This is a genomic window from Chryseobacterium luteum (assembly GCF_000737785.1).
GTDB classification, from domain to species: Bacteria; Bacteroidota; Bacteroidia; order Flavobacteriales; family Weeksellaceae; genus Chryseobacterium; species Chryseobacterium luteum.
Map to the genome: position 1 here is coordinate 71,892 of NZ_JPRO01000002.1, position 23,898 is coordinate 95,789.

Here is a 23,898-nt window from a genome sequence, read left to right on the forward strand (position 1 = left end):
TTATTTTTCGTTCATTCAAAAATACAAAAACTATTCATTTTCTTGCAACACTTCCAAAGCCTTCATCATATCAATTCCCTTACCCAAAACAGGTTTAAACAAATCTCCTTTTTCTTTAATTCTCTCCAAAGCATTGTGAATATTGAAATCAGTCGGCTTCAGTCCGGGTTTTAATTCCTCCCATTCCAAAGGCATCGAAACAGAAGCGCCTTCTTTTGGTCGTAAACTATAGGCACTGGCCAAAGTCTGTCCGGTCCTGTTTTGCAGATAATCCAGATAAATTTTCTTGTCGTCTCTTTTTTGTAGACTTCTTTCTAAAGTGGTGATTTTCGGAAGCTTTTCATTGACCTGTTTCATCAAAATATGAGCAAAATCTTTCACCTGGTCAAAATCATATTTTCCGTCCATCGGAATATAAACGTGAATTCCTGTACTTCCTGAAGTTTTACAATACCCTTTAATATGGATTGAACTTAAAACTTCGTTTACCTGAAGGGCAGTTTCAATCACATCGTCAAATGTATTTTTCTTTGAAGGATCGAGGTCTAATACAAGATAATCAGGATGTTCAAGATCCGGAAGTGCACTGTTCCACGGATTGAGATCAATACAGCCTAAATTATTCAGATAAGCCAGAGTTGCCTTATCATTGCAGTACACATAATCAATATATTTATCGTTGGATTCCGAATAAACCTCCGTGGTTTTGATCCAGTCCGGCATGCTGTCTCCCGCATCCTTCTGATAGAACCCTTGCTCTTCAATTCCGTTTGGAAAGCGGTTAAGTGACAAAGGACGGTTTTTTAAGTAGGGTAAAATATAAGCAGCAACAGACTGATAATATTCTACCACATCACCTTTTGTAATATCGTCTTTCGGAAAATAAATTTTATCCTGGTTGGTGAGCTTTACTGTATGTTTATCCAGTGTGATTTCCTTTTCTTTTTCGGGATTTTCTGTTTTTTTTGAAGTTTTAGCTTTCATTTCTTTAGGTTTTTCGTTAGTTGGACTGACGGTAATTTCTTCGGGTTCTTTATCTTCCCGGATTGTCATAAAAACAGGATGCCGGAAAATGCCGTCTTTCGTGATTTCAGAATATTTTATTTCACACACCAATTCAGGTTTTACCCAGGTTACAGGCATATTTGTTTTGGGTTTCTTTTCAAAAGGAGAAGTTTTTACGACTAGTTTTAATAACCGTTGATGAAGCAGATTCAAAGATTCATGATTAAAACCTGTTCCCGTATGTCCGCAATAAATAAGCTTTCCATCAATGTATTTCCCCAGAATCAAAGCTCCGAAATTCTTCCGGGATCCTCTGGGTTCCGTAAATCCGCAAATAATGGCTTCATCAGTATTGGAGAATTTTATTTTAAGCCAGTCGGTGGTTCTGTAATTTTCGGTATATAAGCTGTTGGCCTTTTTAGCAATCATTCCTTCCAGTTGCAATTTTTTCATCTGGTTAAAAAAAACAATGCCTTTTTCGGGAATATGATCACAGTATTTGATAACATCGGTTTCAATTAACGCTTCTTTTAAAAGCTCTTTTCGCTGTATAAGAGGGAGTTCTTCTGTAGAATGGCCGTTCAGCCACAGAAGATCAAATACCTGGTATGTTAAAGCAAGAGCGGGATTGTCCCCAATTTGTTGTAGGAGTTGAAAACTGGGCTTTCCATGCTCATCATAGGCTACAATTTCTCCGTCGAGAATCATTTTATACTTTTGCTGTTTAAAATCTTTGGTGACTTTTTCAAACTTTGATAAAAATGAAATTCCGTTCCGGGAATAGAACAGGGGATTTTTATGGCTGAGATCGGCAATGGCCCTGTAACCGTCCCATTTTATTTCAAAAACCCAATCTTCATCATCAAAGGCATTTTCAAAAGATTTGGCCAGCATAGGCCTGATGTAGTTCTCTAATTTTTTTTCGTCTACCAAAGAGTTGAATCTTTGAAATCTGGGTTTGGTTTCCGAAGTTATGACTTCTTTTTGTTGCTTTTCAGGCTTTTTTTTTTCCTCTAAAAATTTCGTTACCGCAGAATTTTTGGATGTGTTTTCTTCAGCATCATAATTTTCTTCAGCAAATTCGTCTTTATGTTTTATTAAAAGCCAGGCATTATTTTCAGCATTTTTCATTTTAACCAAAGCAAATTCACCTTTCAGTTTCTTGCCTTGTAAAATGAATTTTATTGAACCGGCTTTTAACTCTTTCAACAATTCTTTTTCATCGGAAAGTTGGCTTGTATCGTCCAAAGGTTCGTATGTTCCGCTGTCCCAGACTTCAACCTGTCCGGCTCCGTAATTTCCTTCGGGAATGTTGCCTTCAAAATCTTTGTAATCGTAAGGATGGTCTTCAACTTCCATCGCCAGACGTTTATCTTTTGGATCTAAAGACGGACCTTTCGGAACTGCCCAGCTTTTCAGAACGCCTTCCATTTCCAGCCTGAAATCATAGTGTAAACGCGATGCAGCATGCCTTTGTACTACAAAAATAAGTTTGTCTTTGCTTTTTTTTGTTTTTCCTTTAGGTTCGCTTGTTTCGTCGAATTTACGTTTTTCATTGTAATCTTTGAGAGCCATTATGATGCATTTTTAGATTTTGGACTTTGTAGACTGGCCTTCAATTGGGCCATTAGGTCAATCACTTTACCTTGTTTTGCAGGTTCTGACTTTTTAAGCTTTACGGATTTACCTTTTGCTTTTTTCTTAATAATTTTCAATAACTCTTCGGAATACGTGTTTTTATAAACAGTTGGATCAAATTTTTCGGATAATTGTTGAATAAGATTTTTCGCCATTTTAAGTTCGGCAGGTTTCGGAGCTTTTTTAGCAGGAATTTTTAAATCTTTGTAATCTCTGATCTCCTGAGCAAACCGCAATCTGTTTAAAACCAAAATTTCATCGTTGTAAGGACGGATCATTCCGATCGCTTCGCTGTCACGAAGAACAAAAGTTCCTATACCGACCATTTTTGTTTCTGATAAGGCTTTTATCAGAAGTCTATAAGCACTTTCTCCATTTTTTTGAGGCTCAAGAAAATAAGGATTTTCAAAATAAACACTGTCAACTTCAGCTTCTTTTACAAAATGTTCTATGGAAAGAATTTTTGATTTTTCGGGACTCGCAGCTTCATAGTCTTCTTCATCCAAAACGATGTATTTATCGTCCATAAGATAGCCTTTTACAATGTTTGCCCACTTGACTTCTTTGCCTGTTTTTTCGTTGACTCTTTTGAATTTGATATTAGAAAAATCGGATTTATCGAGCATATCCAAATCCAATTTACTGGTTTCTGTGGCGGAGTAAATTTTAACAGGAATATTGACTAAACCAAAGCCAATGGCGCCGTTCCAAATTGCTTTCATTGTCATACGTTTTGTATGAAAATGCAATGATTGTGCCGTAGGGAAATTTAATATATTTGTTGTAAATCCTTAATTAAAATATCTAAAATAAATTACAAATGATGAATAAGATTACTCGTATTGAAGAAATCAGTGATATGCAAGATTTCGGAACGGACCTTGTGAAATTCTATATTTTCTTTAAAAAAGATGACGGAAATGAAGTCTCTGTTCCTTTTATTGTATACTTGTGGGATATAATAAAGTATCTTAGAAATTCTGAACCTGATGCTGCGGCTTACATTAATAAAGTTAGCGAAAGTATCAGAAGTTATGGGATGAAAGATGGCAAGATCTTAAAAGTATTGCATGAAGAAGAATTTACGGTGCATTCTTTTGTAGAAAAGTATTTTAAAAACCTTCCTGCGGATAAAATAAATAGACATATTGAATGGTCAGAAAAAACAATAGATCCTTCCGATATTAAAGATTTCCGGGAATTTGAACGTCAGCTTCAGCCTGATCTTGCCAATAGTAATTCGAGACGCACCTTATTTACAGAAGCGGTAGATGAAGCTGTGCAAAAAGAAGTTAAGAATTTTTATCCGGAATATTTTGAAGTGAAAAATAATGAATTTTATGCAAAGTATGATGAAATTCTTATGAAAAAAGTTGGGGAACTGGCTTCTGAATTGGATGATTTCTTTTTTAGGGAATCACAAAAATAAGAAAAGCGGAGATTTTTTCTCCGCTTTTTTGTTTTCAAGATAGATTATTGCTTTTCATACTGAAAAAGATAAAATTGCCTTAAAATCAATAATATTCAATCTTTCTGATGTATTTCTTTTTTTGATTTTCTTTTTTAGGTGCATCGTTATTATAAATTACACTTATCGTTTCGGAAGTATTGATTTCATTCCAGTTTCCATTTTTATCATAAAAATAATGCGATTCACTGATGAGTTCACTTTTGTCATCGTAATATTTCTGTACAACTAATTTTTGGGATTCATCATATTCATAAACTGTTTTGTAGCCGACTTTGTTGTCAGATACATTTTGTTTTTCTATGATTTTACCTTTTTGTTTTGGATAAGTTAATTCAATCTGGTACAGCTTTTTTTCTTTTGGTGGACTTGCAGAATATTTTAAAATTTTTGCAGTATCTTTTACTTTAGCATATTCATAAGATGTTTCGTAAAGGCTATTGTTATAGTTTTGTTTTTCAAGTTTTATTCTTCCGAGATTATCGTAGAAATAATTCATTTTTAATTCAGGTTGGGTTTCACTTTTGCTGATTTCTTCAATTACTGAATTATTCTTGTTGTAAATATATTTGCTGTTTGAAAGCAATTTATTTTCATCATCAGAGCTTTCTCTTGAAAGAAGTTTAGATTGAGCGTTATAAGTAGATTTTGTGATAGAAATAAGGTATCCTTCTACGTTATAATATTTTGCTAAAACAACATTGCCTTTTTTATCTGTGGTCTTGAAAATTTTTCGTTTTACACTTGGGTCATTCGTTCCATAACCAGAATACGGATGTTTTTGATTTTCTTTGATTGAAAATTTAGAAAAATAACTGTCAAAATTATCACCACAAGATTGGCAAAGCGTAGTAATAATTTGATTCGGCAGATATTCATTTCTCTCTTCGCTTCTCAAATATCCATCATTGTATTTTTTTACGATAAGAGGTCTCCCTTTTGAATCGAAGGTCTGTAGATCCACAGGTTTTTCTTTGTTACCATGTTCGATAATAAATAAATCGATAGATTTTATATTCCCTTTTAGTTTTTCATTTTCAACTATATAATTCTGAGCTGAACCGAAAAATCCTATCAGAATAAAAAGATAATTTAGTTTTGTTATTAGTTTTTTCATTTGAAATTATTAAAAAAGCGGAGAAAAATCTCCGCTTCTAATTTATGCTTTTAAATTTAATTTCAATTCCAGTTCATCGAGCTGTTCATCGGCAATCGCTGCTGGTGCGTCGATCATCACATCACGCCCTGAATTATTTTTAGGGAATGCGATATAATCTCTGATCACCTCGTTTCCGTCAAGAATCGCTACCAAACGGTCAAACCCGAAAGCTAAACCACCGTGAGGCGGAGCTCCGTATTTAAAGGCGTTCATAAGGAATCCAAATTGTGCTTCTGCTTCATCTTTCGAGAATCCTAATAGATCAAACATTCTTGACTGCAAATCTCTGTCGAAAATTCTGATCGAACCACCGCCGATCTCGTTTCCGTTCAAGACCATATCGTATGCGTTGGCTCTTGCTTTTCCGGGATCAGTTTCTAGCAAATGAATATCTTCCGGTTTTGGAGAGGTGAAAGGGTGGTGCATGGCGTGGTAACGTCCGCTTTCTTCGTCGAATTCCAATAACGGGAAGTCAACAACCCAAAGTGGTGCAAATACGTCTCCTTTTCTTAATCCTAAACGGTTTCCAAGCTCCATTCTCAACGCAGAAAGCTGGGTTCTTACTTTGTGTTCGTTTCCTGAAAGAATTAACATTAAATCGCCTTCTTTTGCTCCGAATTTCCCGATGATTTTTGCTAAATCTTCTTCGTTGTAGAATTTATTTACAGACGAAGTTTTCACACCATCATTCTGGAATTTAGCCCAAACCATTCCTGAAGCTCCGATTTGCGGTCTTTTAACCCAATCAACTAATTCGTCGATTTGCTTTCTTGTATAGTCAGCGCATCCTTCAACATTGATTCCGACAACCAATTCGGCTTCATCAAATATTTTGAAATCTTTTCCTTTTACTAATTCATTCAATTCCACGAATTCCATTCCGAAACGGATATCCGGTTTGTCGTTTCCGTATTTCTGCATCGCATCGGCGAACGTCATTCTTGGGAACGCTCCGAATTCCTGACCTGTAATATCTTTGATCAGAGTTTTTGTCATTCCCTCAAAAACATTCATCACGTCTTCCTGCTCTACGAAAGCCATTTCGCAATCGATTTGTGTGAATTCCGGCTGTCTGTCGGCTCTCAAATCTTCGTCACGGAAACATTTCACGATCTGGAAATATTTATCCATTCCTCCAACCATTAAAAGCTGTTTGAAAGTCTGTGGAGACTGTGGTAATGCATAAAACTGTCCCGGATTCATTCTGCTTGGTACAACGAAATCTCTTGCTCCTTCCGGAGTAGATTTGATTAAAACCGGAGTTTCAACCTCTATAAATCCTTCGTCTGAAAGATAATTTCTCACTTTCTGCGCCATTTTGTGGCGGAAGATCAGTTTATCTCTTACCGGAGCTCTTCTGATATCCAGGTAACGGTATTTCATTCTTAATTCTTCGCCACCGTCTGTTTCATCTTCAATGGTGAAAGGCGGAAGCTGGGATTCATTAAGAACTTCTAATTTATCAACTAAAATTTCGATTTCTCCTGTTGGAATATTGGGGTTTTTGCTTACTCTTTCGATAACTTTTCCAGTAACCTGAATCACGAATTCACGCCCCAGTTTCTTTGCATTTTCCATCAATTCCACTGAAGAACGGTCTTGGTCAAAAACCAACTGAGTAATTCCGTAACGATCCCGAAGATCTATCCAAATCATAAATCCTTTATCACGGATAGTCTGTACCCATCCGGAAAGTGTAACTTCTTCATTAAGATTTTTCAGAGATAATTCTCCGTTCGTGTGTGATCGAAACATACTAATTTGTTTAAGGTTCAATGTTTAAGATATAGGGTTGAGCTTTCTGATCATGAAGTTTTCAACCATAATTTCCGGATGCAAAGATAGGATTTTTGCAGGTTCTGTAAACAAAAAAACTTCCTTTCGGAAGTTTTGTATAGTATTTTAAGGGCTTTTAATTAATTATTGGCAGCTCCTTTTTGTATCAACAGCTGTACGGTTTGTTCTTTGTTTCCCAATTTAGCTAATGCAAGGGGAGTTTTACCGTTACATTCCTTATTAATATCTGCCTGGCTGTCCAAAAGATATTTAACAATATTATTTCTGCCATAAAGAGAGCTGAAACCTAATGCACTGAAAGTTTCATCTTTAAGGGGAAAGCATTTGTTGTAATCTGCTTTTGAAAAATTCTTTTTAAATGAAGCAACATTGTCAGATTGAATGGCTTGAATCTGAGCTTTGCTGAGTGTCTGAGTCTGAGCAGAAAGCATATTGGCAGATGCAGAAATTACAAGTAGAAAAGCAGTAGAGATTATTTTTTTCATAAGATTCATTTTAAGAATATACAAATCTAAATTATTTTTTTGATATGAGTAACTAAATTTTTATAAGAATTGAATTTGTATTTTTGAAAATCAGATAATTATTGATCAGGAAATGGCAAAATATATAGAGTTTTTGAAAAAAGCCTTTAGTGGTGACGAAGTGGATTACACGAAAATAACGATAAGAAGTGCCGTGCTTTTACTGGCTGTTCCCATGATGCTGGAAATGGCTATGGAATCCGTATTTGCTTTGGTCGACTTATATTTCGTCGGGCATTTGAAAGAAAGCGGATATGCAATCCAGAGCGTTGGTTTAACGGAATCTGTACTTTCGGTCATGTATTCTATTGCAATAGGAATGAGTATGGCCGCAACGGCGCTGGTCGCCCGTAGGATCGGGGAGAAGAATCCGGAGCAGGCTTCCAGAAGTGCAGCGCAGGTTTTACTCGTTTCGTTTATTATTACCGCCATTCTAAGTTTGTTCGGAGTTATTTATGCTGAAGAAATTCTGATCCTGATGGGTTCAAAACCTGAAGCTGCGGCTTATGGAAAAGATTTTACGAGAATCATGATGGGAAGCAGTGTGATCATTATGCTGTTATTTTTGATCAACGGAATCTTCAGAGGAGCCGGAAATGCGGCCATTGCCATGAAATCTCTTTGGATCGCCAATATTGTGAATATCATTCTCTGTCCGGTTCTCATCAAAGGTTTCGGACCTGTTCCTGCGATGGGTCTTACGGGAGCTGCCTTGGCCACTACGATAGGAAGAAGTGTTGGAGTAATTTATCAATTGTACCATCTTTTGGTTGCTGATACCCAGATCCGTATAGCAGTTTCTTATTTTACTCCTGATTTCAGGCAGATAAAATCTATTGTAAAAATAGCCACTCCCGGAATTTTCCAGTTTGTGATTGCTTCATGCAGCTGGATTTTTCTCGCCCAACTGGTGGCCACTACCGGAGGAGAAAATGCTTCTGCGGGATACCAGACGGCGTTGAGGCTGATGATGTTTTTTATGCTTCCCGCCTGGGGACTGAGTAATGCCGCTTCTACACTGGTCGGACAGAATATGGGAGCTAATGAGATGCTGAGGGCGGAACAGTCTGTCATGAAAACGGTGAAATATAATGTGATCTTTATGCTGGCGGTAAGTTTGATATTTTTCCTGCTTGGAGATTTTCTTGTAGGATTTTTCACACAGGAAACAGAGATTAAAGATGTTGCCAAAAATGCATTGCACATTATGAGCGTTGGATTTATTTTCTATGGAATCGGAATGGTACTCATCAATGCCTTTAACGGAGCCGGGGATACCTGGACACCGACCTGGGTGAATTTTTTCGGATTCTGGCTGTTTCAGATTCCGCTGGCTTACTTTCTTTCCAAACATTTCGGGATGGGCCCGAAAGGAGTGTTCATATCTATTCCTGCTGCAGAAATGTTAATTACTATTGTTGCTTTCATTTTGTTTAAAAAAGGGAAGTGGAAGACGGTGAAGGTTTAAATAGATGGAGGTTGGAAGAGGAAGTTACTAATATATCCTTATCTAGGATTTCTCCAGACTGTACCTCGGGATACTTTATCAGGTGTAAAAAGTAATACAGATGTGCTTTAGTTTGCTTTCAGCCTCAATAACTTCCCCTCAAGCTTCCTGACTTATATTAGATTTATAAAAATTTTAACAGCCTTAATTTTTTGATGTATACAATATTTTCTAATTTAGTGTTTAACCAATAAAAACATCTATACATTATGGGAAAAGGAGACAAAAAATCAAGAAGAGGAAAGATTAATGCGGGAAGTTATGGCAAGAGAAGACCCAGAAAATCTTCCAAGCCAGTTGGTTCTTCTGAAACTAAAGCGAAGAGCTAAAAATAAAAAGGCTGAAGATTATAATCTTCAGCCTTTTTCAATATACAAAATTAAATTATTTTCCTCCTAAAATATTACCAAGGATGCTTCCTAATCCGCCTCCCTGTTGCTGCTGTCCTCCGCCTCCGCCGAGTACGCTTCCCAGGATATCGTTAAGCGGGTTTCCTCCCGATTGAGATTGTCCTCCTCCCAAAACACTTCCTAAAATATCATTTAAAGGACTTGATTGCTGGGCCTGAGCCTGGTTGGATGCATTTCCAAGAATCCCTCCCAAAAGATCTCCCAGACCTCCTGCTCCTACATTGTTCTGTTGTTTTTCTTTACCGATGTATCCCATAATTACCGGAGCCAGCATCGCTAAAACAGGTCCGATTTTGTCAATTGAGATTCCCGTATTCTGAGAAAGCTGATTTTCAACAGTACTTTTCTGGCTGCCAAAAACATGGTCAAGGATTGATCCTCCCTCCGCCTGTCTGGCCTCGGCTTGTGAGGCATCATCAAGAATGCTTCCGTCGTGGTCTTTATCTAATGCATTATTTAAAGCTTCTGCTTCTTTAGCATCCTGGGATTTGTTTCTAAGGTAAGAAATAACCAAAGGGGCAGCTACTGCCAATAGCGCGATGATCTGGTTTCTGCTGATTCCGAATTTGTTTTCTGCCTGTTCAGCAACCTGATTGCTGGTGTTACCTGTAAGTAGGTCGATTAAGCTCATATTGTGTTTATTTTAAAGTATTAAGTAAATCAAAGATATCAAAAAATGTGATTCACGAAATTTTTCACCTCACAATTATTGTTAAAGTTTTTTGATCTCCTCCTCTGTATATCCTTTGCTTTTCATCAGTTTTATATATTCCACAGCACTCAAAGTCATCCATTTAATAGGTTCCGGAGCTTCTTTTTTATCAATTGTAAACTCAAGAATACCCACGTTGTCATTCATCCACGGAAGCATATAATAATCCAGCCCTCCTTTATACTTTTTAAAGTTGTGGAGTGCTTTTCCTGTTTCGGTCTGGAAAACGGTTTTATAGCTGAGAAAATATCCCAGGGGAATAAGCAGGCACACCCATGACATTTTTTTGAGAGCTGCATATTTTGGATGAGACAGTCCGTATCCCACAGACAGTGCAAAAATAATGTTGAAAGGAAGAAAGAAAACATAATTATCCGAAACTGCATAAAAAGTTGAAAAGCCATACACACACAAAGATCCTGCAAGAAAAACAAAGAACATTTTTCTATTGGATTTGTATAGAAATAAAGCACCCATTACTCCGAAAAAAGTAAATATATTGAAATTATAGATGAGGTAAGCGAAAGACTGGAGAAAATCTTTAACATACTGTAAAAAGGTTTTTTGGAAAGATTCTTCCACCCAGTTTCCCTGATCCGAGCTGTATGGGGACTTGAAGGGAAGCCCCTGAGATATATTCAGAATAAATAATGATGCGAATAACAGCCCAAACACCAGCAGGGATGGATAGGAATATTTTTTATCATCTTTAAAATAAAAAAGGAAAAGCAAAAAAGCAGGGATCAGTAAAATATTTTGGATATGTACCCAAAGACTGATGCCTAAAAATAGACCTGCCAATACGATATATTGTTTTTTATTTTCTATAAAACTCTTAATGATTGAAAAGAAAAAAAGACTTACCCATAAGGTATTGTAGGTATATACTTCTACAATCTCTGCATTTCGCCAGAATGAGAAGCTGAAACCAAAAACAAAAGCTGCTGTGAGAGAAGCCCATTCTGTTTTCGTAATGCTTTTAGCGGTAAGATAGATTACGGAAACGGTTGCAGCTCCTGAAAAAACTACTAATAAACGGCTTGCCTCGATTCCATTAAGACCGGTTATGTTTTTAATTAAAATGACCGTATTGATGTATAAAAAATGAGTAGTTGCCGTAGCAGTTGTCATGAATTTACCTTTCTCAGCATCCAGCACAAAACCAACACAGTCTGCAAAAGGAATTTTTGTGAAGCTCCCGGAATAGTAAATTACCAGAAAAATAAAGAATAAAAATAAGGCGGATAAAGAGTTCCTCATGTTAATTCTTTACAATAGGAACATTAGAGCAGGCTTCGCCGAACATCAGGGATTTTACCATCGGTTTCAGTTGTTCAACCAGTTCTATATACGCGTTTTCAGGAATTTCTTTATCAGAGCAGCCTTTTACAAGAACTCTTTTGCCTCTCATATCCTCAAAATCATAAGTCTGAACAGCATTATGCATCAGGATCACTTCCAGATCTTCACGGTCCCCGAATACTATCTTTTTGGCGACGTCCGTAAGTTTAGCTGTCAGTACAAAATACGCCCACAGCGGAACAATGGTGTCCACAGAATTGTAAATATATATATAAGCGTCTTTATACTCTTCAGCATCTATAGCGTCTACTTTTTCCCTGAAATCTTTTTCCTTCAGGATCATTTCCTGGAAAAGAAAATCTTTAAGGTCAATACCCTTTCTTATTCCCTTAGGAATCAGGGTAGACAGGTCAAAATTCACAAAGCCGCTTTCAGCAATTTTATTTCGGATTTCAAATTCTTCTGACATTTTTTATCATTATCTTTGGACAAATTTACAAATTAAGATCAAGTAAACCTTAATTTGTTCTCTATCCTTACTATAGAAATGAAGTATTATATTATTGCAGGAGAAGCTTCCGGTGATCTGCATGGAAGCAACTTAATGAAAGCCCTTAAACAGAAAGATCCGCAGGCGGAAATAAGGTTCTGGGGCGGCGATCTTATGAAAGCACAGGGAGGAATATTGGTAAAACATTACCGTGATTTGGCATTTATGGGTTTCCTGGAAGTCGCTATGAATTTAAGAACCATCCTGAACAATATCAAATTCTGTAAAGAAGATATCAGAAAAAATAAGCCCGATATTCTTATTCTGGTTGATTATCCCGGATTTAATTTGAGAATTGCAAAATTTGCAAAAGAACTAGGGATAAAAGTAGTCTATTATATTTCTCCGCAGCTCTGGGCCTGGAAAGAAAGCAGGGTAGAGATCATTAAAAAGTATGTAGATGAAATGATGGTTATTCTCCCTTTTGAAGAAAATTTTTACAAAGGGCACGGTGTTCATTCTCATTTTGTAGGACATCCGCTTCTTGATGCTATTGCCGGTCTGAAAGACATCAGTGCTGAAGAGTTTAAAAAAGAAAACGGCTTTAATGAAAAAGAAATCATTGCACTTCTTCCCGGTTCCAGAAAACAGGAAGTAGAGAAAATGCTTGAAATAATGCTTTCCGTGAGACCGCATTTTAAAGATTACCAGTTTGTCATTGCCGGTGCACCAAGCCTTCCGAAAGAATTCTATCAAAAATATGTGGATGATAACGTTCATTTTGTTTCCAACAGAACATACGATCTGCTCAGGTGCTCGAAAGCTGCTTTAGTAACCTCAGGAACAGCGACACTGGAAACCGCCTTGCTTAATGTTCCGGAAGTGGTCTGCTACCGCGGAAGCAAAATCTCTTACGCCATTGCAAAGAGACTCGTTAAAAATATCAAATATATTTCTCTGGTCAATCTGATCATGGACAGGGAAGTTGTGAAAGAACTGATCCAAAACGATCTGAATACGAAAAATCTAGTTGAAGAACTCAACAAAATGATAGAAGGCGAAAAAAGAAACCAGGTTTTGGCAGATTACAGTCTTTTAAGAGAAAAGCTTGGCGGAAAAGGAGCCAGTGAAAAAGCGGCCGATGTTATTTTAAGCATTTAATGACTCTTTCTGAAATGATCTTAGCTTCTGATCATCCATATGCTGAATAATTTTATAGATTTAAATTTTATCAAATGAATTTTTTTTAAAGCTTTCTGGCGGTAATTCTATTCATCTGCATTTCACCGAAAAATTTCGCAAAAAACAGCAAATCCGGAGATAAAGTACAGATTTTCTATTATGGCTGGTACGGAACCCTAAAATGGATGGGAAATATTATCACTGCTGTAAACGTAAATCCGGACTTTATAGGGATCACTTCCTTTAATGAATGGCATGAAGGAATACAGATAGAACCTGCAGTTCCCAAAAAATCATGAGATTTCAAATATGAAGATTATGGAAAAGACTCCCGGTTGTATATAAAAGAAACCAAGCGCCTGGCCGATCATTTTTTAAGCGGTAAATAATTCTGTAAGTAAATCTTTATAAGGAAATTTAATTCCCAGAAGAAGATATTGTATTAAACATTTTAACTGGAATAATAAAACTGCGGTAACGGTCATTTTTAATACCAAACTGTCTTTAGCGGAGGGCTTTTATTTTTTCCACATAAAATCTTATTTCATAGTAAATAATCAAGCCCTGTTTTATTCATTCGGGTGAGAAATACTATTTAAATTCTGCAAAATCTGTGTTATTTAATAATCAAACAAATTAATACCTTTTTGATTATAAATATTGAACAGTTGAACAAGCAGCCACTTCTCATTTTATCCGTCTGTTTTATCCTCGGAATCCTTCTTCAGGATCAATTACCGTTGGACAAAATGATGATTTACATGGTGTCTGCAGGCTGTTTCGTAATTTTCATTTTATATTTTTTGAATTCTTACTTTCTGCACAAAGCAAAGGCAATATTGCTGGGACTGATGTTTTTCGGAGCTGGAATAATCCTTCATTTTTTCAATACCTTTTCATCCGGTAACCTGTCTGTTCCTCAAAACGCGGCCGTATTCTTTAAGATCTCCAAAAAATTGAACTCTACAGAAAAAAATAAAAAATATGAAGCCGTTATTCGTGCCGGAAAAGAATATTTCAATGCCATTCTCTATATCCCTAAAACCAATAAAGAACTTGATTTCGGACATTATTACAAAGCTGATGCCTACGTGTCAAAAACAAAATCTCCGCAGTACACTTTTCAGTTTGATTATGCTAAGTATCTGAAAAGGAAAAATATTGAATATCAATGTTATATATCCAGTAATATTCTTTCAGCAGAAAGAACAGATTTGAATTTAAATGAACGCATTCAGCAACGCAGAATAGAAATACTGCAAAAGATCGACAACGTTGAAATGTCTTCCAAAACCCGGGAGTTTCTAAAAGGGATTATCCTGGCAGACAGAACAGAAATGGATTCCGGGACCGTGGAGGATTTCAACAGATCCGGGATGGTCCATCTATTGGCTATTTCAGGGACTCACATTGTCGTCATTTTTGGAATGTTTTATTTTTTGCTGACACGCTTCAGTCCTCTCCGGCTCAGAAAATATGCAGTTATTTCCAGTATTTCCTTTATCTGGCTCTTTGCTGCATTTATCGGTTTCGGAAATTCAGTAATGCGTTCCTGCATTATGCTCACTGTATATTTTGTCTATGTGCTGCTTCAGAGAAAACCGGACCTGCTTCATTCCCTTTCACTGTCGGTGATGATAATTTTGGTGGCTGATACACAACAGCTTTTTGATGTAGGTTTTCAGCTCAGCTTTCTGGCGGTATTAGGGATCTTTTGGCTCAATCAGCCTCTTTTAAAATATTTTCCCCGACAGGAAGGTTATTTTAAAAAACTGATAATCAATACTATTACCATTTCTATTTCTGCACAACTTGCAACGCTTCCGCTGGTTCTTTATTATTTTCACCAGTTCTCGCTGGTTTCTGTACCTGCCAATATTCTGATTGTTCCGTTTTCAGAAATACTCATCGTATTTTCTTTTTTCATGACGCTTCTCATAGGATTGAAGATAGATTTTACATGGATCAATTTCGTATATGACGAATCTATCCGGATATTATTGAACCTTATTCACTGGTTTTCAGAAAGAGATATGCTGTTTTACTCAAATATAGCGATGAATATTGCTGAAGTAATATCCTTATCCCTTATCGTTTATGCGCTGAGACCATTGCTATTAAATATCAATTTTAAAAATTTAATCAGGATAGTAGCGATGGTTATGGTTTTTTGTATGATCAGGATAGGGTTTAATATTTTTGAAAATCAGAAAGAGGAAATTGTGTTCCACGATTTTAATAAGGCTAAAGTAATATCAGTGAAGAAAGGGAGTAAGGCTTGTTTCTGGATAGGAGAAAATTCGGACAAAAAGAAAATTTTAAAATTTATCGCAGGTCCATACTGCTCTTCAAGACGTATCCGGATCATGGAAATAAAGACCTTTCCCCAGACAGCAGAAAAGGTAGTTTATGATGGCAAAATTTATGATTTGAAATAATAAACCGTACTTTTCATTTTCCCCTTTAAATAATGTGATACATTCTTATTTAGAAAGATTACAAACTGGCTAATTGTGAGATTTCTCACTTCGCGATATTGTTAACATTTCTTAATTTTGTGGGAAATTCAAATTTAAACTTATATGGCAGGTTTAACGAGTTCTACGATAGGTAGAAAATATGCGATGGCATTATCAGCTCTATTTTTGCTGATCTTTCTTATACTGCATTTGACGACCAATTTGTTATCAGTCCTCAATCGTGATGCATTCAATACAGCATCAGATTTTATGGGCTATAATCCTTTTGTGCAGTTCTTAATGCAGCCTGTTCTTGGTTTTGCAGTTCTATTCCATTTCATCATGGGATTCGTACTTGAAATTAAGAACAATAAAGCGCGTCCTATAAAGTACGCTTCAAACAACCCTTCTGTGAATTCTTCATGGATGTCCAGGAATATGATTATTTCCGGAGCGGTTGTTTTAGCATTCCTGGCGCTTCACTTATATGATTTCTGGCTTCATGAAATCAATTACAAGTATGTGGAAGGACTTGCTCCTGATGCAGAACGTTTCTGGCCGGAGCTGCATGAGAAGTTTGCAGATCTTTGGAGAGTTGCTCTATATGTGATCTCTTTTGTTTTGCTGGGGCTGCATTTGGCTCACGGTTTCCAATCTTCGTTCCAGTCTATCGGCGCAAGACATCCGAAATATACTCCGGTAATCAAAGCTTTTGGAAAATGGTATTCAATCCTTATTCCTGCAGGCTTTATTTTTATTGCAATTTTTCACTTCGTAACTCAATAATATCAGTATACCAATATGAGTAAATTAGATTCAAGAATTCCGGCTGGTCCTTTAAAGGATAAATGGAAGCATCATAAAGACCATATGAACCTTGTTGCACCAAACAACAGAGACAAGATTGATATTATTGTTGTAGGGACAGGTTTGGCAGGAGGTTCTGCAGCAGCTACACTGGCTGAGCAGGGATATAATGTAAAAGCATTCTGCTACCAGGATTCCCCAAGAAGAGCACACTCAATTGCTGCACAGGGGGGGATCAATGCCGCTAAAAACTATCAGGGCGACGGTGACTCTACGTACAGATTATTCTATGACACCATCAAAGGAGGTGACTATAGAGCAAGAGAGGCTAACGTTTACAGACTAGCTGAAGTTTCTGCCAATATCATAGACCAGTGTGTTTCTCAGGGAGTACCTTTCGGAAGAGATTACGGTGGTCAATTAGATAACCGTTCATTTGGTGGAGTTCAGGTAAAAAGAACATTCTACGCAAAAGGACAGACAGGACAGCAGTTATTGCTGGGAGCATATTCTTCAATGAGCCGTCAGATCGGTAAAGGCAGAATCAAGATGTACAACCGTCATGAAATGCTTGACCTTGTTATTGTAGACGGAAAAGCAAGAGGAATTATTGCAAGAAATCTTGTAACAGGTGAAATCGAAAGACATTCTGCTCACGCCGTTGTCATTGCTTCGGGAGGTTACGGAAACGTATATTTTCTTTCTACAAACGCAATGGGATCCAACGTTTCTGCAGCCTGGAAAATCCACAAAAAAGGAGCATACTTCGCAAACCCTTGCTATGTACAGATTCACCCGACTTGTATTCCGGTTCACGGAACACAGCAGTCTAAACTTACTTTGATGTCTGAATCATTAAGAAACTCAGGAAGAATCTGGGTTCCCAAGAAAATTGAAGATTCAGTTGCTATTAGAGAAGGGAAATTAAGACCTGAAAATATTAAAGAAGAAGATAGAGATTATTATTTAGAAAGAAGATATCCTGCATTCGGAAACTTAGTGCCTAGAGACGTTGCGTCGAGAGCTGGTAAGGAAAGGTGTGATGCTGGTTTCGGAATCGAGAATAATGATACTAAAGAGGGTGTCTACCTGGATTTCTCTACAGAGATCATCAAAAAAGGTAAAGAAGCCGCTATCGAAAAACATATTCACAATCCTACGGATCAGCAGATCTATGATTTAGGAAAAGCTTGGATTGAGGAGAAATACGGTAACTTATTCGTAATGTACGAAAAAATTACAGCCGATGATCCTTACAAAACGCCTATGAAGATTTATCCTGCAGTTCACTACACCATGGGTGGTGTTTGGGTAGATTATAACTTACAATCTACAATCCCTGGATGTTTCGTAATCGGTGAAGCTAACTTCTCAGATCACGGAGCTAACAGATTGGGAGCTTCTGCTTTGATGCAAGGGTTGGCAGACGGATATTTCGTACTTCCTTACACGATTGCAGATTATCTTTCTGCAGACATCAGAACAGGAACAATTCCTACGACTTCTGGTGAGTTTGATCAGGCTGAAAAAGAAATTAAAGACAAAGTAAATTTCTTCTTAAATAATAAAGGAACGCATTCAGTAGATTATTTCCACAAAAAATTAGGACACATCATGTGGAATAAGGTGGGAATGGGAAGAACTCCTGAAGGTTTGAAAGAAGCTATTGCTGAAATTGCACAGGTGAAAAAAGATTTCTGGAGCGATGTGAAAGTTCCGGGAGACGCAGAAGGGATGAACACTGAGCTTGAAAAAGCATTCAGAGTAGCAGACTTTATTGAACTGGGACAATTAATGGCAATCGATGCATTACACAGAAACGAATCTTGTGGAGGACACTTCAGAGAAGATCATGCTACTCCTGAAGGTGAAGCTGAAAGAGATGATGTTAACTTCAAATATGTGGGAGCATGGGAATATAAAACAGATGATATCACAACTGAAGTTCTGCACAAAGAAGATCTGATCTACGAAAACATTGAAGTTAAAGCAAGAAGTTACAAATAATCTCCAACCTATAAATAAATAATTATGAGTGCAAAAAAAGGCCTTCATCTTACCTTAAAAATTTGGAGACAGAAAAATAGCAAAACCAAAGGTCAGTTCGAGACCTACAAAATATCGGATGTTTCTACAGATTCCTCATTTCTGGAAATGCTGGATATCCTGAACGAAAATATTATTAACGAGGGAAAAGAACCTATTGCTTTCGACCACGACTGCCGTGAAGGAATCTGCGGGATGTGTTCCCTTTATATCAACGGTAGAGCACATGGCCCGGATACAGGTATCACTACCTGCCAGCTTCACATGAGAATGTTCAAAGACGGTGAAACCATCGTTATTGAACCCTGGAGAAGTGCAGCTTTCCCTGTTATCAAAGACCTAATGGTAGACAGAAGCGCATTCGACAGAGTAATGGCTGCCGGAGGTTTCATTTCCGTGAATACTTCAGGTAATACATTGGATGCCAATGCGATTCCGGTTCCAAAAGAAGATGCAGACAAAGCAATGGATGCTGCAGCATGTATCGGATGCGGTGCGTGTGTGGCTACTTGTAAAAACGGATCTGCAATGCTATTCGTTGGAGCTAAAGTTTCCCAGTTTGCTTTACTTCCTCAGGGTAGAGTAGAAGCTAAAAGAAGAGTTCTGAACATGGTAAAAGCGATGGACGAAGAAGGATTCGGAAACTGTTCCAATACAGGTGCGTGTGAAGTTGAATGCCCGAAAGGAATTTCTCTTGAAAACATCGCCAGAATGAACAGAGAATATATGGCTGCTATGGTAGATCAGGGATAAAACCTATTCAAATACATAAAAAATCGTCTTCATTATGGAGACGATTTTTTTATGCATGCACTATACCTGTTAAAATTTGTTAAGTTGTTATTTGGATTATATATTCTTTATATAATAAGTCTATATTTGGTGAGCACTTAGTGTATGGATAAAAGGATCATCATTTTTGAATATCCTTTTTTCCGTGAAAAATTTTATAGATCAAAAAAACCTTAAAGTTCATTTTAACAGGTTCTCATAAAATTTTCAAAAAAAATAAATAGTGTTAATCAACAAGCCGTAAAAAACGTATTTTTGCGTAATATTAAAATTGAAATGAAAAAATATCTTTTATTGTTTATCATCACAGCTTTTGTGATGTCTTGTTCAAAAAAAGTTGAAGTTAAAGGAAAAATTACCGGAAGTTCACCACTCGAAAGAATTGAATTTGTTGAAGCTTCTGGTGTGGCAACCCTTCCACTTGTTAATATTGGTTTAGATAAAAATGGAAACTTTACAGGAAGCTTCGATGCTCCTAAAGACGGAATGTATGTGATCAACTATGCAGGAAGACAGAATCTGATTTATCTTGAAGGCGGGCAGAAGCTGAATATCTCAGGAAATGCAATGACTTTCCCAAATGAATTCGTAGTTACAGGAGATGCCAAGAAAAATAATGATTTCCTTCAGGCCAGCCAAAAATTCTTGGGTGAATATGGAGGTAAAATCAACATCCAGCAGTTAATGTCCGGGGACGAAAAAACTTTCTTAAAAGGAGCTCAGAAAATCGAGGCCGATATCAATAAGAATGTAGAAGACCTGGCTCAGAAAAATAACCCTGGCAAAGGAATCCTGGAGTGGAAAAAGAATGACGTTAAAGTAACTATACTTAACCTTCTTGCCAACTATGAGATGTCACAGCGTCAGATATCAGGAAATCCTTCATTTAAAGTTTCCAAAGCTTTCAAAGATTACGAAACCAAACTGGAAGAGAACAAAGATGTAATGGTGAAAACCATTCCTTTATACAGACAGTATCTGCTTGTAAAAATGAGTCCTGACTTCCAAAAATATGCTGAAGCTAAGACCAAAGGAAAAACAGACATGATGACTTCTGAAGTCTTTGCTCCATTCCTGAAAGACAGAAAAGAAATTTCGCAGACCGCTAAAGATTACCTGTTGGCATTTGTAGTCGCTCAGGATATTCATCCGGGTGCTCCTGCAAAAAATACTGAAAAAGTTAAAAAAATCATTGATGCAAACATTACAGATGCAGGAATCAAAGCAGATTTGGCTAAAATGCAGTTGGCAATCAATGGACTTAAAGTAGGAGAAGCCGCTCCCGAAGCATCACTGGTAAAAGCAGACGGTAAATCTTATCAGCTTTCTGAAAATAAAGGAAAACCATATATGCTGTTCTTCTATGCATCCTGGAATCCTTACATCGGCGAAGCTACAGTTCCTGTACTGAAAGAAGTTGTGAATTTCTATAAATCCAAAATGAACTTTGTTTTTGTAAACGTTGATGATACAAAAGATCAGTTTATAAAAACCAGCAGTGCCTTATTAAAAGGAATTTCTGGTACAAATGTTTATGGAGAAAAAGGTCTGGAATCTGATATCGCTAAAAAATACGGAGTTTACGGATTCAAACTGCCTTGCTTCGTGGTTGTAGATAAAGACGGGAAGATTGCCAGCAGATCTTTTGTGAACTTAGGAGAGCAGGAGGTTGTAACCATCCTGGATAAACTTACAGGTCTTTCTGCACCAAGAGTAGAACCTAATCCTAATATGCAGATGCAGCCGGGAATGCAAATGGATCCTTCAGCACAGCCTGTAAATCCTCAGCCTGCCCCTACAAAATAATAAACTTTAACATAGATGGAAACCTTATCTTCGGATAAGGTTTTTTTTATTGTATTTTTGCGGAATCAAACCGGAAGATTTCTTTCGGCTGTATTAGAAAAATAGAAATAAAGTGTAGCATTGCGCCGGAGGGTTTCTTCCAGCCATTAAAAGAAATTGAGTTTACGGATGAGAAAGAAGAAAGATATAATTCTTGAAAATATTAAGCTGTTCGGTGCAGGAGCAAAAGGTGTTGCGATAGGAAAAACGGAAGAAGGAAAAACAGTACTGATCTCCGGAGCCGTTCCGGGAGATGTGGTAAATGCCAGAGTGAAAAAATCCAAGTCCAAATACTATGAGGCAGAAACCGTAGAAATTGTAGAGCCTTCGCCATTCAGAGTAGAACCTAAATGTATTCATTTTGGGACATGCGGTGGATGCAAATGGCAGAATATGAGCTACGAAAAACAGCTTGATTTCAAACAGGAAGAAGTATATAATAACATTAAAAGAATCGGCGGAATTGATGACTTTGAAACCGTATCAATTTTAGGTGCCGAAGAACAGTATTTCTACAGGAATAAAATGGAGTTTTCCTTTTCCAATGCGAGATGGCTTACCCAATATGAAATAAGTTCCGAAGAGAATTTCGGCAGCAAGGACGCTTTAGGCTTCCATATTCCCGGGATGTGGAGTAAGATCCTGGATCTTAAAGAATGTTTCCTGCAGGAAGATCCTTCCAATGCCATACGTTTAGCTGTGAAAAAGTTTGGCGTAGATAATGGGTTGGATTTCTTTGATGTAAGAAATCAGGAAGGCTTTCTGAGAACCTTAATGATGAGACAAAACTCTAAAGGCGAATGGATGGTACTGTTCCAGCTTTACAGAGAAGAAAAGCAGAACAGAGAAAAACTTTTCCAGTTCTTGGTGGAGAAATTCCCACAGATCAAAACCCTGGTTTACGCCATTAATCCGAAGCAGAATGATTCTATTTACGATTTAAATATCAATATCTATTTCGGAGAAGGGTTCCTGATGGAAGAAATGGATGGCTTGAAATTTAAAATCGGACCCAAATCATTCTTTCAGACCAATTACAAACAGGCATTAGAACTTTACAGGAAAACATTAGAATTTGCTGATTTAAAGGGTCATGAAATCGTTTACGATTTATATACGGGAACAGGGACTATTGCCCAATATGTTGCCAGAAAAGCAAAACACGTTATAGGGATAGAATCCGTTCAGGAAGCAATAGATGCAGCCATTGAACATGCCGAATTAAATGGTCTTACCAATACCACATTCTATTGTGGAGATATGAAAAATGTCTTTAACGATGAATTCCTGGAAAACCATCCGAAAGCAGATGTTTTAATTACCGATCCCCCAAGAGACGGGATGCACCAGAAAGTAGTTGAGCAGATATTGAAGCTTGCTCCGGAAAAAGTAGTCTATGTAAGCTGTAATTCAGCAACACAGGCAAGAGACCTTGCTTTGATGAAAGAACATTATACATTAGTGAAAATCCTGCCGGTAGATATGTTCCCGCAAACCCATCATGTGGAAAATATAGCACTGCTTATTAAAAAATAAATTTATTTAAATTTGAATTTCAAATATTAATATGAAATATTTTAAATTTCTCATCATCATCTGCTTTGTAGGAATGCTTTTTTCCTGTGGAGGAGATGACGATATCTGTGAAAGCGGTGAAGGAACACCAAGAATCAAAGTAGCATTCAAGTCTTTGGAGTCCGGAAAAGCAGTGACTTTGGACTCATTATATGTAGCCGTAGATTACGGTTCCGGAAAAGTACAGCTGGGGAAAACCACGAAAATAGATTCAAGGCTTATCCCGTTAAGAGTTGATGATTCACCTTATACAGACGTTTTTTTCAGGCTGGCAGATAAAGGAGAAGAATCTCATGTCAGGATTAATTATACAACGAAGAGCATGTATGTTTCTCCGGGATGCGGAATCAAAAAGACCTATGAGAATTTAAACCCACAATTAATACAATCAAACCCTGTACAGAAGCTCGAAGCAGGACAAAACCAAATAGAGAATGAAGACAAGACTAATCTTTTCCTTCTTTTTTAGCATCATAGCAATAACCGGGTTCGCTCAGGAAAAAAAGGAGACCACAGAAACCAAAAAAATACAGGAAAAATACAAACCTAATTTTATGGTAGGTCTTGATGTTCTTAATGCAGGAGTTTCCTTTTTCTCAGACAGAGTGCTTTACCAGGGTTTTATTTCATCAAAGGTGAAAGGAAATATTCATGCTGTTGCAGAAGCCGGTTTTGAGAAAAATATATATCAAAAGAACGGGTACGATGCAAAAGCAAGTGGCCCGTTTGTGAAAATTGGCGCGTTTTATATGCTGGCAAAAGACCTGGAAAATGAATTTAACGGGTTTTATGCAGGAGGTAAAATCGGAGGAGCATTCTATAATCAGGAATATTTGTCGGTTCCGGTCCGCGGATTTGGAGGAAGCTCTTCATCTGTAGCATTTCCTTCCTCATCACAGACCTCAGCCTGGGTAGAAGGAACATTGGGAGGAAGAGTGCAGCTGTTTGAATCTGATTTTTATATAGACGTCAATCTTCAACCCAGATATTTAGTATATACTTCCAAACAGGATGATATTACACCTATGATTGTTCCGGGATTCGGAAGAAGTTCCACCAAATTCAATATGGGCTTCGCATGGAATATTGCCTATAAATTTTAGAATAAATTTTATTAATGTTATGTGGATATCTTATATAATGGTATCCTGTGGAAATTTTGAATTCGTATAATAATGCA

At 37.1% G+C, this 23,898-nt stretch carries 21 protein-coding genes; 13 read left to right on the forward strand and 8 right to left on the reverse strand.

Translation table 11 applies throughout. The features are described 5' to 3' along the window. Positions 1-30 precede the first annotated feature (30 nt). Both ligD and ku read right to left on the reverse strand, forming a co-directional pair. Positions 31-2,580: a DNA ligase D gene (gene ligD / locus IX38_RS03880; protein WP_034701943.1), complete on the reverse strand. Its 2,550-nt coding sequence runs from the start codon at positions 2,578-2,580 to the stop codon at positions 31-33. Beyond that, a complete protein-coding gene (gene ku / locus IX38_RS03885; RefSeq protein WP_034701944.1) occupies positions 2,580-3,365 on the reverse strand; it encodes a non-homologous end joining protein Ku in 786 nt (261 codons plus the stop codon). Before ku ends, ligD begins: the two co-directional genes overlap by 1 nt. 98 nt (positions 3,366-3,463) lie before the next feature. Here ku and IX38_RS03890 point away from each other — a divergent pair, with 98 nt between their 5' ends. Continuing rightward, positions 3,464-4,072 (forward strand): hypothetical protein, encoded by a 609-nt coding sequence (locus IX38_RS03890; RefSeq protein ID WP_131368634.1) that lies wholly within the window; start codon positions 3,464-3,466, stop codon positions 4,070-4,072. 85 nt (positions 4,073-4,157) lie between these two features. Here IX38_RS03890 and IX38_RS03895 read toward each other — a convergent pair whose 3' ends face one another. The 3 genes from IX38_RS03895 to IX38_RS03905 all read right to left on the reverse strand — a co-directional run bounded on the left by IX38_RS03895 (position 4,158) and on the right by IX38_RS03905 (position 7,552). Further along, positions 4,158-5,228, reverse strand: coding sequence for a hypothetical protein (locus IX38_RS03895; protein ID WP_034701947.1), 1,071 nt, complete (start codon positions 5,226-5,228; stop codon positions 4,158-4,160). A 42-nt stretch (positions 5,229-5,270) separates the two neighbouring features. After that, positions 5,271-7,025, reverse strand: a complete 1,755-nt coding sequence (aspS, locus tag IX38_RS03900) for an aspartate--tRNA ligase (protein WP_034701948.1) — start codon at positions 7,023-7,025, stop codon at positions 5,271-5,273. A 161-nt stretch (positions 7,026-7,186) separates the two neighbouring features. Then, entirely contained in the window at positions 7,187-7,552 is a 366-nt protein-coding gene (locus tag IX38_RS03905; RefSeq protein ID WP_165570695.1) for an ankyrin repeat domain-containing protein, read from the reverse strand. Positions 7,553-7,664: 112 nt separating this feature from the next. On the opposite strand from IX38_RS03905, the gene IX38_RS03910 reads away from it, so the two are divergent. Together IX38_RS03910 and IX38_RS22280 are read left to right on the forward strand one after the other, a co-directional pair. Beyond that, positions 7,665-9,059: an MATE family efflux transporter gene (locus IX38_RS03910; RefSeq protein ID WP_034701952.1), complete on the forward strand. Its 1,395-nt coding sequence runs from the start codon at positions 7,665-7,667 to the stop codon at positions 9,057-9,059. Positions 9,060-9,307: 248 nt separating this feature from the next. Next, a complete protein-coding gene (locus tag IX38_RS22280; RefSeq protein ID WP_084680188.1) occupies positions 9,308-9,427 on the forward strand; it encodes a 30S ribosomal protein THX in 120 nt (39 codons plus the stop codon). A 55-nt stretch (positions 9,428-9,482) separates the two neighbouring features. On the opposite strand, the gene IX38_RS03915 is transcribed toward IX38_RS22280, so the two are convergent. From IX38_RS03915 to IX38_RS03925, 3 genes are all read right to left on the reverse strand, one after another. Continuing rightward, positions 9,483-10,139 carry a DUF937 domain-containing protein gene (locus IX38_RS03915; RefSeq protein WP_034701954.1) on the reverse strand — a complete coding sequence of 219 codons (657 nt, stop codon included), beginning with the start codon at positions 10,137-10,139 and terminating at the stop codon, positions 9,483-9,485. An 81-nt stretch (positions 10,140-10,220) separates the two neighbouring features. Continuing rightward, positions 10,221-11,480, reverse strand: a complete 1,260-nt coding sequence (locus tag IX38_RS03920; protein WP_034701956.1) for a protein O-mannosyl-transferase family — start codon at positions 11,478-11,480, stop codon at positions 10,221-10,223. Position 11,481: 1 nt separating this feature from the next. Then, positions 11,482-11,991 carry a DUF2480 family protein gene (locus IX38_RS03925; protein ID WP_034701959.1) on the reverse strand — a complete coding sequence of 170 codons (510 nt, stop codon included), beginning with the start codon at positions 11,989-11,991 and terminating at the stop codon, positions 11,482-11,484. Between the two features lie 78 nt (positions 11,992-12,069). Here IX38_RS03925 and lpxB point away from each other — a divergent pair, with 78 nt between their 5' ends. The 10 genes from lpxB (at position 12,070) to IX38_RS03970 (ending at position 23,821) form a co-directional block, all read left to right on the forward strand. Further along, entirely contained in the window at positions 12,070-13,173 is a 1,104-nt protein-coding gene (lpxB, locus tag IX38_RS03930; protein ID WP_034701960.1) for a lipid-A-disaccharide synthase, read from the forward strand. Positions 13,174-13,379: 206 nt separating this feature from the next. Beyond that, on the forward strand, positions 13,380-13,493 hold the full coding sequence (locus IX38_RS23165; RefSeq protein ID WP_228377905.1) for a hypothetical protein: 114 nt from the start codon (positions 13,380-13,382) through the stop codon (positions 13,491-13,493). Between the two features lie 348 nt (positions 13,494-13,841). Next, a complete protein-coding gene (locus IX38_RS03935; protein ID WP_228377906.1) occupies positions 13,842-15,632 on the forward strand; it encodes a ComEC/Rec2 family competence protein in 1,791 nt (596 codons plus the stop codon). A 144-nt stretch (positions 15,633-15,776) separates the two neighbouring features. Then, the gene (locus IX38_RS03940; RefSeq protein WP_034701962.1) at positions 15,777-16,439 is read left to right on the forward strand and encodes a succinate dehydrogenase cytochrome b subunit; all 663 of its coding nucleotides are present in this window, start codon (positions 15,777-15,779) and stop codon (positions 16,437-16,439) included. A gap of 15 nt (positions 16,440-16,454) precedes the next feature. Then, positions 16,455-18,467, forward strand: coding sequence for a fumarate reductase/succinate dehydrogenase flavoprotein subunit (locus IX38_RS03945; protein WP_034701964.1), 2,013 nt, complete (start codon positions 16,455-16,457; stop codon positions 18,465-18,467). A 24-nt stretch (positions 18,468-18,491) separates the two neighbouring features. Then, complete coding sequence (locus IX38_RS03950; protein WP_034701967.1) at positions 18,492-19,259, forward strand: succinate dehydrogenase/fumarate reductase iron-sulfur subunit; 768 nt, start codon at positions 18,492-18,494, stop codon at positions 19,257-19,259. Between the two features lie 315 nt (positions 19,260-19,574). After that, positions 19,575-21,104, forward strand: coding sequence for a TlpA family protein disulfide reductase (locus IX38_RS03955; protein ID WP_034701968.1), 1,530 nt, complete (start codon positions 19,575-19,577; stop codon positions 21,102-21,104). 168 nt (positions 21,105-21,272) lie between these two features. After that, positions 21,273-22,679, forward strand: a complete 1,407-nt coding sequence (gene rlmD, locus IX38_RS03960) for a 23S rRNA (uracil(1939)-C(5))-methyltransferase RlmD (protein ID WP_034701969.1) — start codon at positions 21,273-21,275, stop codon at positions 22,677-22,679. Positions 22,680-22,710: 31 nt separating this feature from the next. Continuing rightward, complete coding sequence (locus IX38_RS03965; RefSeq protein ID WP_034701972.1) at positions 22,711-23,187, forward strand: DUF6452 family protein; 477 nt, start codon at positions 22,711-22,713, stop codon at positions 23,185-23,187. Next, complete coding sequence (locus IX38_RS03970; RefSeq protein WP_034701974.1) at positions 23,153-23,821, forward strand: DUF6048 family protein; 669 nt, start codon at positions 23,153-23,155, stop codon at positions 23,819-23,821. The genes IX38_RS03965 and IX38_RS03970 overlap by 35 nt, the downstream gene beginning before the upstream one ends. The last annotated feature ends 77 nt before the right edge of the window (positions 23,822-23,898 follow it).

Excerpts from the sequence above, each read along its gene's own strand:
- ligD (WP_034701943.1), bottom strand. The coding sequence starts at position 2,580 with ATGGCTCTCAAAGATTACAATGAAAAACGTAAATTCGACGAAACAAGC.
- ku (WP_034701944.1), bottom strand. The coding sequence starts at position 3,365 with ATGAAAGCAATTTGGAACGGCGCCATTGGCTTTGGTTTAGTCAATATT.
- IX38_RS03890 (WP_131368634.1), top strand. The coding sequence starts at position 3,464 with ATGATGAATAAGATTACTCGTATTGAAGAAATCAGTGATATGCAAGAT.
- IX38_RS03895 (WP_034701947.1), bottom strand. The coding sequence starts at position 5,228 with ATGAAAAAACTAATAACAAAACTAAATTATCTTTTTATTCTGATAGGA.
- aspS (WP_034701948.1), bottom strand. The coding sequence starts at position 7,025 with ATGTTTCGATCACACACGAACGGAGAATTATCTCTGAAAAATCTTAAT.
- IX38_RS03905 (WP_165570695.1), bottom strand. The coding sequence starts at position 7,552 with ATGAAAAAAATAATCTCTACTGCTTTTCTACTTGTAATTTCTGCATCT.
- IX38_RS03910 (WP_034701952.1), top strand. The coding sequence starts at position 7,665 with ATGGCAAAATATATAGAGTTTTTGAAAAAAGCCTTTAGTGGTGACGAA.
- IX38_RS22280 (WP_084680188.1), top strand. The coding sequence starts at position 9,308 with ATGGGAAAAGGAGACAAAAAATCAAGAAGAGGAAAGATTAATGCGGGA.
- IX38_RS03915 (WP_034701954.1), bottom strand. The coding sequence starts at position 10,139 with ATGAGCTTAATCGACCTACTTACAGGTAACACCAGCAATCAGGTTGCT.
- IX38_RS03920 (WP_034701956.1), bottom strand. The coding sequence starts at position 11,480 with ATGAGGAACTCTTTATCCGCCTTATTTTTATTCTTTATTTTTCTGGTA.
- IX38_RS03925 (WP_034701959.1), bottom strand. The coding sequence starts at position 11,991 with ATGTCAGAAGAATTTGAAATCCGAAATAAAATTGCTGAAAGCGGCTTT.
- lpxB (WP_034701960.1), top strand. The coding sequence starts at position 12,070 with ATGAAGTATTATATTATTGCAGGAGAAGCTTCCGGTGATCTGCATGGA.
- IX38_RS23165 (WP_228377905.1), top strand. The coding sequence starts at position 13,380 with ATGGGAAATATTATCACTGCTGTAAACGTAAATCCGGACTTTATAGGG.
- IX38_RS03940 (WP_034701962.1), top strand. The coding sequence starts at position 15,777 with ATGGCAGGTTTAACGAGTTCTACGATAGGTAGAAAATATGCGATGGCA.
- IX38_RS03945 (WP_034701964.1), top strand. The coding sequence starts at position 16,455 with ATGAGTAAATTAGATTCAAGAATTCCGGCTGGTCCTTTAAAGGATAAA.
- IX38_RS03950 (WP_034701967.1), top strand. The coding sequence starts at position 18,492 with ATGAGTGCAAAAAAAGGCCTTCATCTTACCTTAAAAATTTGGAGACAG.
- IX38_RS03955 (WP_034701968.1), top strand. The coding sequence starts at position 19,575 with ATGAAAAAATATCTTTTATTGTTTATCATCACAGCTTTTGTGATGTCT.
- rlmD (WP_034701969.1), top strand. The coding sequence starts at position 21,273 with ATGAGAAAGAAGAAAGATATAATTCTTGAAAATATTAAGCTGTTCGGT.
- IX38_RS03965 (WP_034701972.1), top strand. The coding sequence starts at position 22,711 with ATGAAATATTTTAAATTTCTCATCATCATCTGCTTTGTAGGAATGCTT.
- IX38_RS03970 (WP_034701974.1), top strand. The coding sequence starts at position 23,153 with ATGAAGACAAGACTAATCTTTTCCTTCTTTTTTAGCATCATAGCAATA.